Below are 15,818 nucleotides of genomic sequence, written 5' to 3'. Positions count from 1 at the left end.
ACGACTTGCACCATTTTCCCGGCGCGAAATGGTTTAGCGGCGCGCGGTTGAATTTTGCAGAGAATCTTTTGCGCTATCGTGACGGTAATCTCGCATTTATTTTTAGAGGAGAGACACAGAAATCCTCCACAATGACGTATGCGGAATTGTACGACGCAGTCGCACGAGTGGCGAAATCGCTCCGCGCGATGGGAATCGCTCCCGGAGATCGTGTCGCAGCATACATGCCCAACTTGATGGAGACGGCGATTGCGATGCTTGCAGCGACGAGCATCGGCGCGACATGGTCTTCATGTGCAACGGACATCGGTCCGCAAGCCGCACTGGACAGGCTGGGACAGGTGCAGCCGGAAGTGCTTTTTACTGCCGACGGGTACTTTTACAAAGGAAAGCGTTTCGATACTCGCGAAAACGCGGCTCATGTCGCAAAAGGAATCCCCACGCTGAAAAAGGTCGTCGTCGTATCATATACATCGGACAAAGCCGACAGACATCGGCATGATTCCCAACGCGGTACACTGGGCTGATTTTCTCGCTGCAGAGGAAGGACTGCCCATCGAATTCGAGCAATTGCCGTTTGACCATCCGTTATATATCATGTTCTCATCGGGGACGACAGGAAAGCCCAAGTGTATGGTGCAAAGCGCGGGCGGCATTCTGATCAATCAGCTCAAAGAACAATTATTACACACAGACCTGAAACGCGAGGACAGAATCTTTTACATTACCTCGTGCAGTTGGATGATGTGGAACTGGCTGCTCAGTTCGCTCGCGGTCGGTGCAACAGTTGTCATCTACGACGGCAATCCGGGTTATCCCGACGCCGGAGCAATGTGGCAGATTGTGCAGGATGAAAAGATTACCGTATTCGGCACGAGCGCGACATACATTCACAACATGATCAAACAAAGGCTGAGACCGGGCAAGGACTACGATTTATCGTCGCTGAAAGAGATTTCGCAGACCGGGTCGCCCCTTTCCGCGGAAGGTTTTGAGTATGTTTATCGCGAGATTAAGCGTGATGTGCACCTCAATTCGATTTCCGGCGGTACGGACATCAATGGTTGTTTTGCCGCCGGTAATCCGGTCAGCCCGGTTTATGCGGGAGAAGTGCAGGGACGAGCGCTTGCAATGAAAGTCAATGCATACAATGAAACCGGAAATCCGATCTATGACCGGCAGGGCGAACTGGTCTGTGAAGCTCCCTCGCCCTCTATGCCGATTTGCTTTTGGAACGATCCGGAGGGGAGCAAATACCGCGATGCCTACTTTGACTTTTTCCCCAATAAGGATGTCTGGAGACATGGCGATTACATCGTCATCGACAGCAAAACCGGCGGCGTATCATTCTTCGGACGTTCGGATGCGGTGCTCAAACCTTCCGGTGTGCGCATCGGCACGTCGGAAATTTACAGTGTCGTGCAGCGAATAGACGGAGTAATGGACAGTCTGGTGATCGGGCAGAACTGGGATAACGATCAGCGCATCGTCCTTTTCGTTAAACTTGCCGATGGTGTGACGTTGGCAGACGAGTTTAAGGGAAAAATTCGAATCGCTCTGCGGGAGAATGGTTCACCCCGGCATGTACCCGCCGAAATCATTGCAGTACCGGATATTCCGTACACTTTCAGCATGAAAAAAGTAGAAAGCGCGGTGACGAATCTGTTCAACGGCAGACCGGTGACGAACCGGGATGCGTTAATAAACCCCGAGTCGCTGGATTACTTCGAAAGACTGTTACCGCAGTTACTGGGCTCACCGATCAGGGTGTCTTGAAATGCGGCTTCTCGCAAAATAGTGAATGACCGTTGATAACCTGATAAAAGTGCTGGGATTTGAGGTATCGGAATAACGACCGCCAAGTTTCAGGTACTGGATGTAAACCTATAACCTGGGCTGATCATCACATTGATCGGATATCGGCCCATTAAATAATGGAGGAGCATATGTTAGAAAGATCACAGGAAGAAGCGAAAGAGTGGGTGGCCAAGGCAATAACTTTTTACACAAATTCCGGTAAAGAGATCGCTTTGGCTGAGTTTACAAATCAAAAAGGACCTTTTATTCAGGACGAAATGTATATTTTTGTGTTGAACACCGAAGGGAACATGGTAGCACACGGAGTCAATGAAAAATATACGGGTCAAAACTTCATTGGCCTCAAAGATTCTGAAGGCAAGAAGTTTATCCGAGAGATCCTTGATGACGCCAATACGAAAGGCAGTGGCTGGACCGATTACGAATGGTACAACCCGGTAACAAAAAAGACGATGCCTAAGATTGTGTATTTTGAGAAGGTCGATGACCTGATCTTTTGTAGTGGAGCCTACATAGAGGATTGGTTACCCCTTATTTCTTATAATCTTCAATTCTTATCACAAAGAAAGGGTATGAATTCGTAGGCAAAGGTGAAGAAAGGCGGGGATTGAAGGGTACTCTCCGTTCAATCCCTGAATTTCATAATTAATCTTAATTGATCATTGAAAATGGAGGAACAGGCCTGGAAAATCACCACAATAAGCGAAAGGAAGTGGCATCAATAAAGAACGACGTGGGACAAGTCAAAGTAGCTTAGGCAGTCCTGTAAAAAATCTTTTTATTTTCCTCTGCGTATATTCACTCATAGTGCTCTCTCTAAAGGAGTTTCTTAAGATTCAGCTCCACTGATTAAAAAATTGTTACAGGTTTGTTTGCTCCTTCCTGTTATCCACAATTCGGTAGAGACATAAAAAAAGTTGATGATATCAAATGGCAAGCAGTATCTGATGAACTATATTCCAATTGACATCTTAATGGGTATCCAGTACGTTTGCATCCGTTAACAGGTCTCGTAACCAATACTACCCGTCTTTCTTTTTAGCCGACACTGTTAGTCATTATAAAGGGGCATCATGTGGAAGATCCATCCAGAACAAATCAAGAACTGCTCGAAGAGAATTCCTTCTTAAGGCAGAAAATCCAGGAACTCGAACAATCGGAATCAGAACGCAAGCGCACCGAGGAGGCGCTGCGGAAGAGCGAGGAGAAGTACCGCCTGTTGATCGAGAACAGCCACGACATCATCTATACGCTCACCGCAGATGGCGTATTCACCTTCGTCTCTCCTGGTTGGACCGCCCTCCTGGGGCACCCGGTAACGCAGGTAGCTGGGCAACCATTCCAGCCATTCGTCCATCCGGATGATCTTGCGGGGTGCATGGTATTCCTGCAGAGAGTGATCGAGACGGGACAACGACAAGAGGGCGTCGAGTACCGCGTGCGGCACATCGACGGCTCATGGCGCTGGCACACCTCAAGTGCTGTTCCTTTGAGGGACGAAGCCGGCACGATCATTGGTTTTGAGGGCACCGCCAGGGACATCACCGCCCAGAAGCAGGCGGAGGAAGAACTGCGGGAGAACGAAAGGAAGTATCGATCTCTCTACCAGGAATTCCGCGCTATTCTGGATGCCATTCCCGCATCTGTCCTGCTTTCACCGGATTTGAGGATCGTTTGGGCAAATGAAAGGGCTGCTGCGGACATGAATATAAGCCTGTCGGATTTTATCGGTCAATACTGCTACCAAGCCCGACATGCGCGATCAGAACCCTGTGAAATATGTCCGGTGCGGGGGTGTTTCACTTCCGGAAAACCAACATCAGGGGAATCCATAACTTCCGACGGCAGGATCTGGGAGGTACACGCTTCCCCCCTCTTTGGTGATCATGGGGAGGTGACAGGCGTGATTGAGGTGGCTCGCGATATCAGCGAGCGCAAACAGGCGGAGGAGGCGCTGCGGGAATCACAGCAGATCATCGAAGGGATTATCAACGCGATACCCGTGAGGGTATTCTGGAAGGACAAGAATCTCGTTTACTTAGGCTGTAACGCGGTATTCGCCCACGATGCGGGATTTGCCGATCCGAAGGACATCATCGGGAAAGATGATTACCAGATGGGGTGGCGTGATCAGGCGGAATTGTATCGCGGCGATGACCGCCAGGTCATCGAGAGCGGCTGCTCCAAGTTTCTCATCGAAGAACCCCAGACGACCCCCGAAGGGAACACCATCACGCTTCTTACGAGCAAGATACCTCTGCTCAGTTCTAAGGGGGAGATCAGTGGCGTACTCGGAACGTATATGGACATCACCGAGCGCAAGCGGGCGGAGGAGGCGCTCAGGGAGAGTGAACAGCGGTTGCATAGTATTATCAATGGTTCTCCGATCCCGACCTTTGTCATAGGGAAGGACCACCGGGTCATCCATTGGAACAAGGCGCTGGAAGAAATAAGCAGTATCAAGTCTGAGGAAGTAGTAGGTACCTGTACGCACTGGAGGGCCTTTTACAATGTAGAGAGGCCCTGTATGGCAGACTTGCTGGTGGATGAGGCTGTTGAGTTGGTTCCCCAGTGGTATTCCGGCAAGTATGTCAAGCCTCCGTTGATTGAAGATGCGTGTGAGGCCACGGATTTTTTCCCTGCCCTGGGGGAGAATGGGAAGTGGTTGCGCTTTACTGCCGGTGCAATCCGGGATTCAAAGGGGATTGTTCTTGCTGCCATCGAAACACTGGAGGACGTAACCATCCGCAAGCTGGCGGAGGAAAAGTACAGGAACATATTTGAAAACGCCGTCATGGGCATATTCCAGGCCACTCCCGAGGGACGCATCATAAGCGCCAATCCCGCTTTTGCCAGGCTCCTTGGATATGAATCTCCGGAGGAGGTAGTGAACACGGTCACAGATATGGCCCGACAAATGTATGTCAATCCTGAACGATGCTCCGAGCTTCTCAATCTCATGAATGAACAGGGAACTATTCAGGGACATGAAATCCAGTTTTTCCGGAAGGACAGAAGCATCGTATGGACGAATATGAGCGGACGCGCTGTTCGTGACAACAGTAAAAAGTTGCTTTACTATGAGGGCACTATCCAGGACATCACGGACCGCAAGCTCCTTGAATCCCATCTCAGTCATGCCCAGAAAATGGAGGCCATCGGAACACTTGCCGGGGGAATTGCCCATGATTTCAACAATATCCTCAGCGCCATCCTGGGCTACACCGAAATGGCGCTCGGAGCAATGGACAAGAACAGTCCTCTCCGGCGTTATCTTGATCAGGTTTATAAGGCCGGAGAACGGGCAAGAGACCTGGTGAAACAGATCCTCGACTTCAGCCGCCAAAGCGATCAGAAACCGCGCCCCTTGAGAGTCAGTCCTATTATCAAGGAAGTGCTGAAACTCCTCCGGGCATCTCTGCCCACGACAATAACGATTCGTCAGGACATTCAATCCGACCTGGACACGGTTTTCGCCGATCCCACGCAAATCCATCAAATAATGATGAATCTCTGTACCAACGCGGTCCATGCCATGCGTGAAAAAAAAGGCGAATTGAATATCCGTCTCGTCCCTGTGGAAATTAAGGACAGTGATGCTTTAAGCATTCAGCATGGCGTTACTCCTGGAATGTACCTTAAACTCACAGTCAGCGACACGGGACACGGTATAGATCCCGTTATTGTGGAGCGAATCTTCGATCCTTTTTTCACTACAAAAAAGCAGGGGGAAGGAACCGGTTTAGGACTTTCCGTGGTATACGGCATCATAAAAAGTTATGGCGGCACGATTAACGTAAAAAGTGAGGTGGGGAAAGGAACCGAATTCCGCGTGCACCTGCCTCTATTGGTGGATGCGGAAGGGGAACGGGAAGAAAAGGTTGCAGCGCATATCGTCGGGGGAGAAGAATGTATCCTTTTTGTGGACGATGAGGAAGCTCTCGTTAACCTTGGAAAAGACATGCTGACCGGCCTGGGGTATCAGGTTGTCGGAAGGACGAGCAGCCTGGAAGCCCTGGAACTCTTTCGGTCCCGGCCCGACCGGTTTGACCTTGTGATTACCGACATGACTATGCCGAACATGACAGGGATCGAATTGACCCAGGAAATCATGCGTATCCAGCCCGGCATACCGGTAATCCTCTGCACGGGATTCAGTGAAGCGATCACACCGGAAAAGGCGAAGGCTCTCGGTCTAAGGGAGTTTATTATGAAGCCCATCATTAAGAATCAGATTGCTTCAGCCATCCGGCAGGTGCTGGATAAAAAGGAATGATGAGGAACAGTGTCGCATGGGAAAAGTTTTGATCATCGACGACGACCGTCTCAATTCAGAAATGCTGCGCGACATGATCATTACTATGGGGCACGAGGTCGCCTGTGCCTTCACGGCAGAAGAGGGTCTTAAGGCAGCTTTATCTCATAGCTTTGATGTTGTTTTTCTGGATGTGCAGCTCCCTGACGGTAACGGGCTGATGTTATTGCCTGATATCCATACGACGCCTTCCGCCCCTGAAGTGATCATCATCACGGGGTACGGCAGTCCTGATGGCGCAGAGCTGGCGATAAAAAACGGCGCCTGGGATTTCATCGAAAAACCTTTAGTAAGAAACATGATTGAACTGCCTTTAGTACGTGCCCTTCAGTACAGGGAGGTAAAAAAAGGGAAAGGAACACCCCTGATACTGAAACGGGAGGGCATTATCGGCAGTAGTGCAACAATGGAAGCCTGTATGGAACTTGTCGCCCAGGCGGCTGCCAGCGATGCCAACATCCTTATCACCGGTGAAACCGGGACCGGCAAAGAACTCTTTGCCCAGGCAATTCACAACAACAGTTCACGGTCAGGCATGGCCTTTGTTACTGTCGATTGTGCTTCCCTTCCTCCTACTATCATCGAGAGCATCCTCTTCGGTCATGAAAGGGGCGCCTTTACAGGAGCGGACAGACACCGGGAGGGCCTGATAAAACAGGCCGACGGCGGTACCCTTTTTCTCGATGAAGTGGGTGATCTTCCCCTTTCCGCTCAGAAATCCTTCCTCCGGGTTCTGCAGGAGCATCGTTTCCGCCCCCTGGCAGCTAAACGGGAAGTTACAAGCGAATTCAGGGTAATTGCTGCAACCAACCGTGACCTCAACACAATGGTTCAGGAGGGTAAATTCAGAGAAGACCTCTTCTTCCGTCTGCGCGTTATTACCCTTGAAATGCCACCGTTGAGAGAACATCCCGGAGACATCAAGGAAATCACATTTTATTATGTGAATAAAATCTGTAAGCGGCACGGCACGGAGGCAAAAGGTTTTTCCCCTGAATTCATCGAGACCATTTGTGCCTATGACTGGCCCGGGAATATCCGCGAACTGGTCAATGCCCTGGAAAGTGCTCTCGCGGCGGCACTTCACGAACCTATCCTCTATCCCAAACACCTTCCCACGCACCTTCGCGTCCATTTGGCCCGGAACGCTATACATAAAAAGGAAGATGTCATCATGCCTTCCGCGAAAATGTGCACTCTGAAGGAACGCCGGGAATCTGTTTTCGCCAGGGAGGAACGGCAGTATCTTCAGGAACTGATGAATATGACGGGGGGAAACATCGGGAAGTCCTGTGAGATATCCGGCCTACGCCGGGCACGACTGTACCAACTTATCAAAAATCACGGGATTGAAATACCCGATTAATGTAACCCGTCACTTCCGAAAAGTTGTCTAAAAAAACTGGACAAGTTCCATTTTATTCAGACTTGTTCTGGTATTATCAGACAAACCGCTACCTGTCATTAATCCTCAATACTTTCTAACTACCCGTAATCATGTAATATGTATCAGGCAGCACCAATGGCATGATTGTTGCCCTCTGCTTGCACAGCTAATTCTAAGGAGAGCATTCCGGAACATGACAGTGCTTATCTATTCAATAAAGACGAAGGGCGCAGGAGAACGGATTTTACAGGTCATCGAAACGGTAGTTTCAGAGGGGAATGTAGATATTTACCGGTCCATCGATGCATTGTCAAGAGGGCTTCGCCAGCCACGGAACGACATGACTATCGCTCTTCTCCTTGCCTCTTCCAAAGAGGATCTTCTCGATCTCCTGTCCATCCGGGACCTTCTGTGGGACATGAAGATCATTCTTGTTTTGCCCAACAGTGATCCGGATACGGTTGCGAAAGGTCATATGCTGAAGCCGAGATTCTTGAGTTATTGCGACAGTGATTTCGTTGATGTTGCCGCCGTTCTCAGCCTCATGATCAGGAATCTGGGTGCCGACAAAAACCTCGACCTCCACACATAAAGGAGCGAGGAAAACGTGAATAGTTTATCAATAATAATTTTTTAAGGAGAACAGGATACATGAAGAAAAGGACGCTTGGTTTTAAACTGGTTGCGGGAGGTATCATTGCTGTGTTGATTCCTCTCCTGGTCGTGGGGATCTTTGCCACGGTGAAGGCATCGGGTGCGCTCGAGGAAGCCGCAAAGGATCGCGCAATGAAAGGCGCCGGCAAACTTGCCGACATGGTGCAGGAGGTGCTTGCTGTTGAGCTCAAGGTCGCCGGTGAACTTGCCATAAGCAGTGAAGCGGTAAATGCCGCTAACACTATCGATGGTGAAACGATGAGCGGGAAGCTTACCGAGGCTATGGCGAAATTCGGGAAGGATTATGAAGCGATGATGGTAACCGATGCAAATGGCATCGTTGTCTCCGATGGTAACAATGGTGATTACAAAGGTCTCTCTCTTGCGGACCGGGGCTATTTCCAGAATGCCAGGGGTGGAAAGGCGAATGTGGGCGCCGTCGTCAAATCGAAAAAAACAGGGAATCCCATCGCCACTGTCTGTGCGCCCATTACGAAAGATGGGACATTTATTGGTACGGCCGTCATTGCCCTTAAAATTGATTATCTTGCAGATAAAGTGACGGCAAAAATGGGGCAGACAGGATACGGTTTTATGATTGACCAGACAGGACTCATCATTGGGCATCCGGATAAGGCCAACATCCTGTCACTGAATATTACGACATTAAGCGGCATGGAAGAGATCTCTAAAATGATGACCGCGAAACAGACGGCGGTTCAGGATTACATCTATAAGGGAACAAAAAAGATCGCCGGATTCGCGCCGGTAGAACTCACAGGGTGGAGTGTCTGTGTAACACAGGATGCGGGCGAGTTTATGGCGGCGGCCCATTCAATACGCAATTTCATCGCAATAGCCAGCGTTATTTTCCTTGTCATAACCATTATAGCTGTCGCCTTTTTTGCCAGGCGAATTTCCTCACCGATCCAAAACGCCGTGGACCAGATGGGCGAAGCGGCTCATCAGGTTGCCGCCGCATCGAGTCAGGTTGCTGCTGCCAGCCAGAGCCTTGCCGAAGGGTCATCCGAACAAGCCGCAGCAATCGAGGAAACTTCGTCTTCGCTTGAGGAAATGTCTTCCATGACAAAGCAGAATGCGGGGAATGCCTCCCAGGCAGACAGCCTCATGAAGGAGGCAAACCAGGTCATCCAGAAGGCGAATGGCTCCATGGAAAGCCTGACCAGATCGATGGGAGAAATATCCGCAGCCAGCGAGGAGACATCAAAAATTATAAAAACAATTGACGAAATTGCTTTCCAGACCAATCTTCTGGCGTTGAATGCCGCGGTGGAAGCAGCCCGGGCAGGAGAGGTGGGAGCCGGCTTTGCTGTGGTGGCTGAAGAGGTGAGAAACCTGGCGAAGAGGGCGGCCGATGCTGCAAAGAACACATCAGGGTTAATTGAAGGCACGGTGAAGAAGATAAAAGATGGCTCTAATCTGGTGGTAAAAACCAATGAGGCATTTGCCGAAGTGGCCGTCAGTGCATCCAAGGTGGGTGAACTTGTTGGCGAGATCGCAGCTGCATCGCAGGAACAGGCTCAGGGGATCGACCAGATCAACAAGGCCGTAGCGGAAATGGACAAGGTGACGCAGCAGACGGCAGCCAATGCCGAAGAGTCTGCTTCTGCATCCGAGGAAATGAATGCCCAGGCGGAACAGATGAAACATATATCCTCCACGCTGGCCATTATCATTGGCGGGAGTGCAAACGGCGCCGGTAATGGCAGCAGTGAGAACATCCCGGTGAAAAAGGGAATACGCGGGGTTATAAATGCAGTTACCGCTAAGAAAGGAACAGGTAAGGGGATTGTACCCTATAACAAAGGGAGAGGAAGCCGAGCCGACCAGGTGATCCCTATGGATGAGGGGCAATTCAAGGACTTTTAATGATACGCTGTATGTTAGAATGAAGGAGGGGATTTCCCCTCCTTCAAAGTTTTCAAAATCCTTATTGATGCTCAGAAGTGCTGTTTTTTATGAATATGAATTCCCGAAGAATAAAGTATTAGGGTAGTGGAGGATACGAAATAATGACAGAATTAATGAAAACAACAGACCGGGGTGAAAAAAATATCGCTGACCGGGAGGGAAAGTACCTGACCTTTTCTCTGGCGGCGGAGGAATACGGAATTGGTATCCTGAAGGTCAAGGAGATCATCGGGATGATGGCGATCACCACTATGCCCCAGGCGCCAGTGTATGTCAAAGGGGTTATTAACCTTCGGGGTAAGGTCATTCCCGTGGTTGATCTCCGGCTCAAGTTCGGTCTGGAGGAAGCAGGATATACGGATCGCACCTGTATCATCGTCGTGGAGATCAAGACGGATACCGGTAATGTACAGATGGGGATCGTGGTGGATGCGGTATCGGAGGTATTAAACGTCAAAGAAGCCGATATTGAAGACACGCCGACCTTCGGGGTCGCTATGAGGACGGATTACATCCTTGGCATGGCAAAAGCGGGAGGCGGGGTCAAGATCCTTCTCGATATCGAAAAAGTGGTGAGCGCCCGGGAGACGGCAAGTATGTGTGAGGCAGCGTAAGACCACCATCCGGTTTATGTGTTTCCTCCATGATAGAGAGACAACCGTTAACCATTGAAGCCGGACAGGCGATTATTTATATGATCGAGGGGTAAACATCCGGCTGCAGCATCGGGGAAGGGTTGGGATACCCCCCTTTTTCATGACATAGTCCTTGTTGATTCTATTGTTTCAGATATTCCTCAAAATCCTGCTTCAACTGGGGAATCAGGATAGCTCCCTTGAAACTCAGGGGAATCCTGGCAAATCGGACATAATCAGGACGGCTTCCTTTTGAAACCTTGCTGAAGGCCTTCTCAATGAAGGTTGCCTTTAATTCTTCTTCTCTGTGGGCGATTTCTTCATTAAGCTCTATGGTAACACAGCAACTGTCGTCATGTTCGCTCTTAATACGAAGCCCTATGACGGCTAGCTTGAACTGATCGGGATGCAGTGTGAAATCCTCAACAAGAAACCGGGATAAATCGGCGGCAATCTGTTCATAGGAATAGTTGGCGCCGCCCCGGATCAGCAGGGCCGTGTCTCTTGTCACCCAGTAATAATCAAGACAACCCGCCGTTCCCTGCAGGGCAAAACCGATATCCCGGAGTCCACTGTACCAGCCTTCCCTGAATACCTTTTTTGTGGCTTCATCCTGTCCCACATACCCCGTCATCAGATTTGCGCCCCGGGTAATCAGATAGCCCGGTTCACCGATCCCGCAGGATTCCATATACCCTTCCTGCCCCGGTTCTATGGCTCTGACGATTTTCACCTTCGTAAAGGGAGGGTGATCTCTTCCAATATAATAACCCACCTGTTTCTCGCCCCGGAACTCATGACTCCAGCCCGCTTCAAATGCCGATTTTGCTTCTTCTTCCGTCATCGCAATCGGGGTTGCCATGACCTGAAGACATGTTTCGGTTGAGCCGAACCGGACGTGAGGATAGCGGCGGCTGAACTTCAGAATCCGGTTGACGGTTGTCGGTCCAACGGGTGCCGAGCCTATGAGAATTTCCGTTTGGTGCAACGCTTCCATCAAGTCGTTTTGGTTGACGGGAAGGTGCGATGTTTCGATAAGACCTTGCAGAAAGTCGATATGGCGGGGAACCATTGCTGCAACGAGTGAACCCCGCTTCTTGCGGGCAACTTCCGTCACTATCTTCCAGTAGAGTGTTGAATAACGCTGAACCAGGTGAATGATCGCTCCCTTTCGTCGCATGCCCCAGTCGGACAGGGCCGATGAGTTGGTATGATGCAGGGGATTTACCAGCAAGAGATCGAGGGGAGTGGAATCCGGCAGACTGAAATATTCCTCAAAGGTCAGCCGGTTTGCCAGATAACTTCGATGAGACAGGCTTACCCCTTTGGGAAGACCGGTGGAACCGGCGGTAAAGATGATCATTTTTTCATCTTCGTAAGATGAGGAAGGGGGAGTCCAGGAAGCGGCAGGCTCATATTTCTCGATGCCTTCAACAGGGGAAAATGTTTTTCCTGAAAGGCTGGTTTTGATTTCCTTAATCCTCTCGCTGAAACCCCGGTCGTACAGAAAGAGTTTTGAACGGGTCACTGCGGCTTTGTAAATGAGGCGATCGTTATCATCCGCCTGCCAGTTTATTGTTACCGGAACACAGCCGGTGAGAGCTGCTGAAAGTCTGAATATAATATCATATGGGCTGTTCTCAGAGAAGCCATGAATGATCCGGTCGCCCTTTGATAACCCCTGGTCAGCGAGGTATGCCGCTCCCAAACAGGCAAGATCCCAGAACTCTCCCCTGGACAAGATTCGTTTCTTTATGTCGTCTTCTTCGTAAGTATAATAGCAGAGAAAGGGTTGAGTACGGTCTGCAAAGGCTGCCCGGTATTCTTCGATGGGGTTGGCATAGAGACACATCTCATGGATGGATGCGCCTGTAGTCAGGGTATACAGGTTATTGTTACGCATCATATGTTTTTTCCATTGATATTATGGCGTTAGGTAGTATTTACGTTTTCATAATTTCCTTCTTTCGTCAAGGGTTAATTAGGTCGACACCTGGAGCTTCCCTGGGTTTCCGCTTTCTCAAGGAAAGATCCATCGGTAATTATAATAATCATCGCATACTGCACTCTGGAGATAATGGCTTGATTGTGTTCACTCTATGTTGGAATCGGTTCATTGACGACAGGATGCTTTTTTTGCACGTTGACCCTGTGCTTCATGGCATGTGCCTTTTCCAATGCTTTGGCCGCATCGTTTTTTTCGTAGAAGGAACAGGGTTCGTAGCTCCATCCTTTCGCCAGCCGTTCTTCCTCCTTCTTCAAGGTAAAAAAGGTGAACCTGCCGATAAGTGGCGCGATGAGCCTTGTTTTCCATCCAAATGTGGCATAGATATCCTTCAGGAGCTTATCTGCCTTCGTGGCAATACGTTCATCGTTGCGATACCATTTCCTTGTGGCCCAAACGGCGCCGGCATACGTTGAGCGCAAAGGGAAGACCTCCCAGGCGAAACGGTCCCGGATGCGCCGGGGATGATCCTTATGCATCTGCCACCCCTTCAACAGAACCCGTATCAAGCGAAGCAGACTGGGGCCGTTGACCTTAAAGTCACGCCAAAAGGCCTCAAGAATATATTTCTCTTCCTGCCCGCCGTTGATATGCTGATGACGGTAATTGAAGCGATATTGTCCGTGGGTATCGGCATCGGGTAATTCTGATTCCGGTAACAGCGTGCCCTCCTGCTTGTGCTTTTCATACAGGGGTGTCCCTGAAATGGGTGTGTAAAGCATAAACTGGTGAAAAACCGTTTCATGTCCGATGGCATAATCGATGATCGCATCCATATTTTCGGGTCTGTGGTCTTCGAGACCGATGATCGATGATCCCAGGACGCGGATACCGTGAGACTGCAGGAGCTTCACCAGGGCGAGTGTATCAACCCCATTGAGCTTATTGTAATTGCTGCCTTCCCCTTCCAGCCCCATCCATATCCAGCCGATACCCAGCCCCACCAGTTGATCAATCGTATAGGATTGCAGAACCCGTGCGGAGCTGAACACGGATATTGCCCAGCTTTTATTGTTGGCCTCCATCAGCTCAAGGAGCCTCAACGCTCTTTTCTTGTGGAGGAGAAAGTTTTCGTCCAAAGTAAAGAAGGATCGAACATTAAGCTTCTTTTCAATTTCGCACATGACGTTAAATAGTTCATCACCTGTTTCGTAGAAATTAATGAAATGCCCCTTACCGCCGAATAATGCCGATGTTGAGCAGAAGTTGCACCCAACCGGGCAACCGACGGAGGGAATCAGGATCGCCGCAGTACGGCCGGGTCTATTGCCAAGACTGACACCCATGATCCTGCCGCCAAACCCTGAAATGGCCAGTGGGTGTTTTATAGGCGCTGTGTCATCCTGCCCGAGATATCGCTGAAACCACCGGATGCCCTCGCCACGGACAATACGGTCCGCATCGATCATCTGCTCGACCCCTTCTTTATTGGTGATATGTCCGCCGATGACAATCGTGGCTGTGGGCTGATACTGCCGGATCAGCTCACACATCTTCTTAACCTTGCCGATATTCGGAATGATTGCGCTGATACCGATGATATCATAGGTATGATGCCGAATTTCCTCGATGAAACGTTCAAGGGTTGAAAAATCCAGTATTGTACAGGGGGCTTTGAGATTGGCATGAATCATCATCAGACCGAAGGTGCGATGAAACATACGCAGAGAAAACCCTCCCTGGACACGAGTTACTTGATTCTGATATAGTTCCATCGGGTTGATTGTGCGACTCCCGTACTCGTCATCCTGGGCGTAGGGTCCGAAAACACTGGTTAGCAGAACACGGGCACGGGTTCCGAGGGGGTGGACGGGATGGCTAAGGTGGGAACGATTAAGCATGTTTTTCTCCTCCGTAATGGGATCAGATATTTGGTATGGAGGTACCTTAAAAAATATATTGACGGAAAGAAAGCTATAAGTATCTGTTTTACAATACTTTTACAAAACGGAAGAGGGTGGAACAGGGAAGGGAAATTGACATGATTAGTTATGTCATATAGGTTATGAATAATTATGAAACAGGCGAGATGGTTTTTTCATCCAATTTTTGTCTTCGTCCTCTCAATGGTTGCACTCGTGTGCTCCCTCTTTTTATATATCTATTGGTACGTCGGGATAAGCGAGGGGCTCAAAACGGTCAGCTATCGTTACAACCTCGATCCAAACCAATTTTTTGAGGCCAGACCCTGGGTTGTCATCCTCGTCCTGTCGCTGCTGGTCGGCATCATTCTGGCAGGGATTCTCATCATCTTTATTTATAACCTGAAAACCCTCCAGCTCTATCGCCTGCAACAAACTTTCATCAACAACTTCACCCATGAGCTTAAAACTCCGGTTACCTCCCTGAAGCTTTATCTGGAAACCTTTACCAAGTATGAAATCCCTCATGTTGAGCAACTCAAATATATCAGTTTCATGCTTCAGGATGTAGAACGTCTTTCAAGCAATATCAACAGTATCCTGAATCTTGCCCGGATCGAGAGCAAGGTTTACGAAGGGGAATTCACGAACGTCGACCTTGTTGAGCTGATTCAAGGATTTCTTGCTAGTAACCACCATATCTTTCGAGGATGTGACATCCATATCGAGAACCCCTCGGGGAAGGAATTCTATCAGCCCGTCATCATATCCCTGTTTGAGATGCTCCTGATGAATATCCTGACCAATGCCATGAAATACAATAATTCCGGTAGACCTTGCATCAACATCACCTTCAAGGAGGGGGAGAATGTTCTGCTGATTCGCTTCAGGGACAACGGGATCGGTATCGATAAGGAAGAACGGAAAAAAATATTTAAGAAATTTTATCAGAGCCGACACCACGATGAGCATACCCTTGTAGGAGGAAGCGGCATAGGACTCTATCTAGCTCAGCACATAGCCAGACTCCATCACGGAAAGATCGTCGCGGAGAGCGACGGGGTGGGAAAAGGATCTGTTTTCACAGTGACATTATCCTTATAAACCGAAAAGGAACAATCATGAAAGATACTCTGCAAAAACGCATCCTCATCATCGAGGATGATGAGCATATCGCCCAAGGCCTGAAACTGAATCTCTCCCTTCAAGG

9 protein-coding genes and 1 pseudogene are annotated in these 15,818 nt (G+C 49.5%); 8 read left to right on the top strand and 2 right to left on the bottom strand.

Annotated elements, in window-relative coordinates:
* From NTW12_10410 to NTW12_10380, 7 genes and pseudogenes are all read left to right on the top strand, one after another.
* Positions 1-1,776: pseudogene (locus NTW12_10410) on the top strand (acetoacetate--CoA ligase).
* Positions 1,777-1,946: 170 nt separating this feature from the next.
* A complete protein-coding gene (locus NTW12_10405; protein MCX5846746.1) occupies positions 1,947-2,402 on the top strand; it encodes a cache domain-containing protein in 456 nt (151 codons plus the stop codon).
* Positions 2,403-2,893: 491 nt separating this feature from the next.
* On the top strand, positions 2,894-6,094 hold the full coding sequence (locus NTW12_10400; GenBank protein MCX5846745.1) for a PAS domain S-box protein: 3,201 nt from the start codon (positions 2,894-2,896) through the stop codon (positions 6,092-6,094).
* Between the two features lie 16 nt (positions 6,095-6,110).
* Complete coding sequence (locus NTW12_10395) at positions 6,111-7,499, top strand: sigma-54 dependent transcriptional regulator (GenBank protein ID MCX5846744.1); 1,389 nt, start codon at positions 6,111-6,113, stop codon at positions 7,497-7,499.
* A 214-nt stretch (positions 7,500-7,713) separates the two neighbouring features.
* A complete protein-coding gene (locus NTW12_10390; GenBank protein MCX5846743.1) occupies positions 7,714-8,112 on the top strand; it encodes a hypothetical protein in 399 nt (132 codons plus the stop codon).
* Positions 8,113-8,171: 59 nt separating this feature from the next.
* Positions 8,172-10,064, top strand: a complete 1,893-nt coding sequence (locus NTW12_10385) for a methyl-accepting chemotaxis protein (protein ID MCX5846742.1) — start codon at positions 8,172-8,174, stop codon at positions 10,062-10,064.
* Between the two features lie 143 nt (positions 10,065-10,207).
* Positions 10,208-10,720 (top strand): chemotaxis protein CheW, encoded by a 513-nt coding sequence (locus NTW12_10380; protein ID MCX5846741.1) that lies wholly within the window; start codon positions 10,208-10,210, stop codon positions 10,718-10,720.
* 163 nt (positions 10,721-10,883) lie between these two features.
* Here the strand turns inward: NTW12_10380 and NTW12_10375 are convergent, their stop codons facing one another.
* Both NTW12_10375 and NTW12_10370 read right to left on the bottom strand, forming a co-directional pair.
* On the bottom strand, positions 10,884-12,647 hold the full coding sequence (locus NTW12_10375) for a class I adenylate-forming enzyme family protein (GenBank protein ID MCX5846740.1): 1,764 nt from the start codon (positions 12,645-12,647) through the stop codon (positions 10,884-10,886).
* Positions 12,648-12,838: 191 nt separating this feature from the next.
* Complete coding sequence (locus tag NTW12_10370; protein MCX5846739.1) at positions 12,839-14,587, bottom strand: cobalamin-dependent protein; 1,749 nt, start codon at positions 14,585-14,587, stop codon at positions 12,839-12,841.
* A 174-nt stretch (positions 14,588-14,761) separates the two neighbouring features.
* On the opposite strand from NTW12_10370, the gene NTW12_10365 reads away from it, so the two are divergent.
* Complete coding sequence (locus NTW12_10365; protein MCX5846738.1) at positions 14,762-15,712, top strand: HAMP domain-containing sensor histidine kinase; 951 nt, start codon at positions 14,762-14,764, stop codon at positions 15,710-15,712.
* Positions 15,713-15,818 lie beyond the last annotated feature (106 nt).

The organism is Deltaproteobacteria bacterium, from assembly GCA_026388545.1.
Lineage (GTDB): Bacteria > Desulfobacterota > Syntrophia > Syntrophales > UBA2185 > JAPLJS01.
The sequence above is the reverse complement of the archived record's forward strand: the minus strand, read 5'-3'. Positions and strand labels throughout refer to the sequence as shown.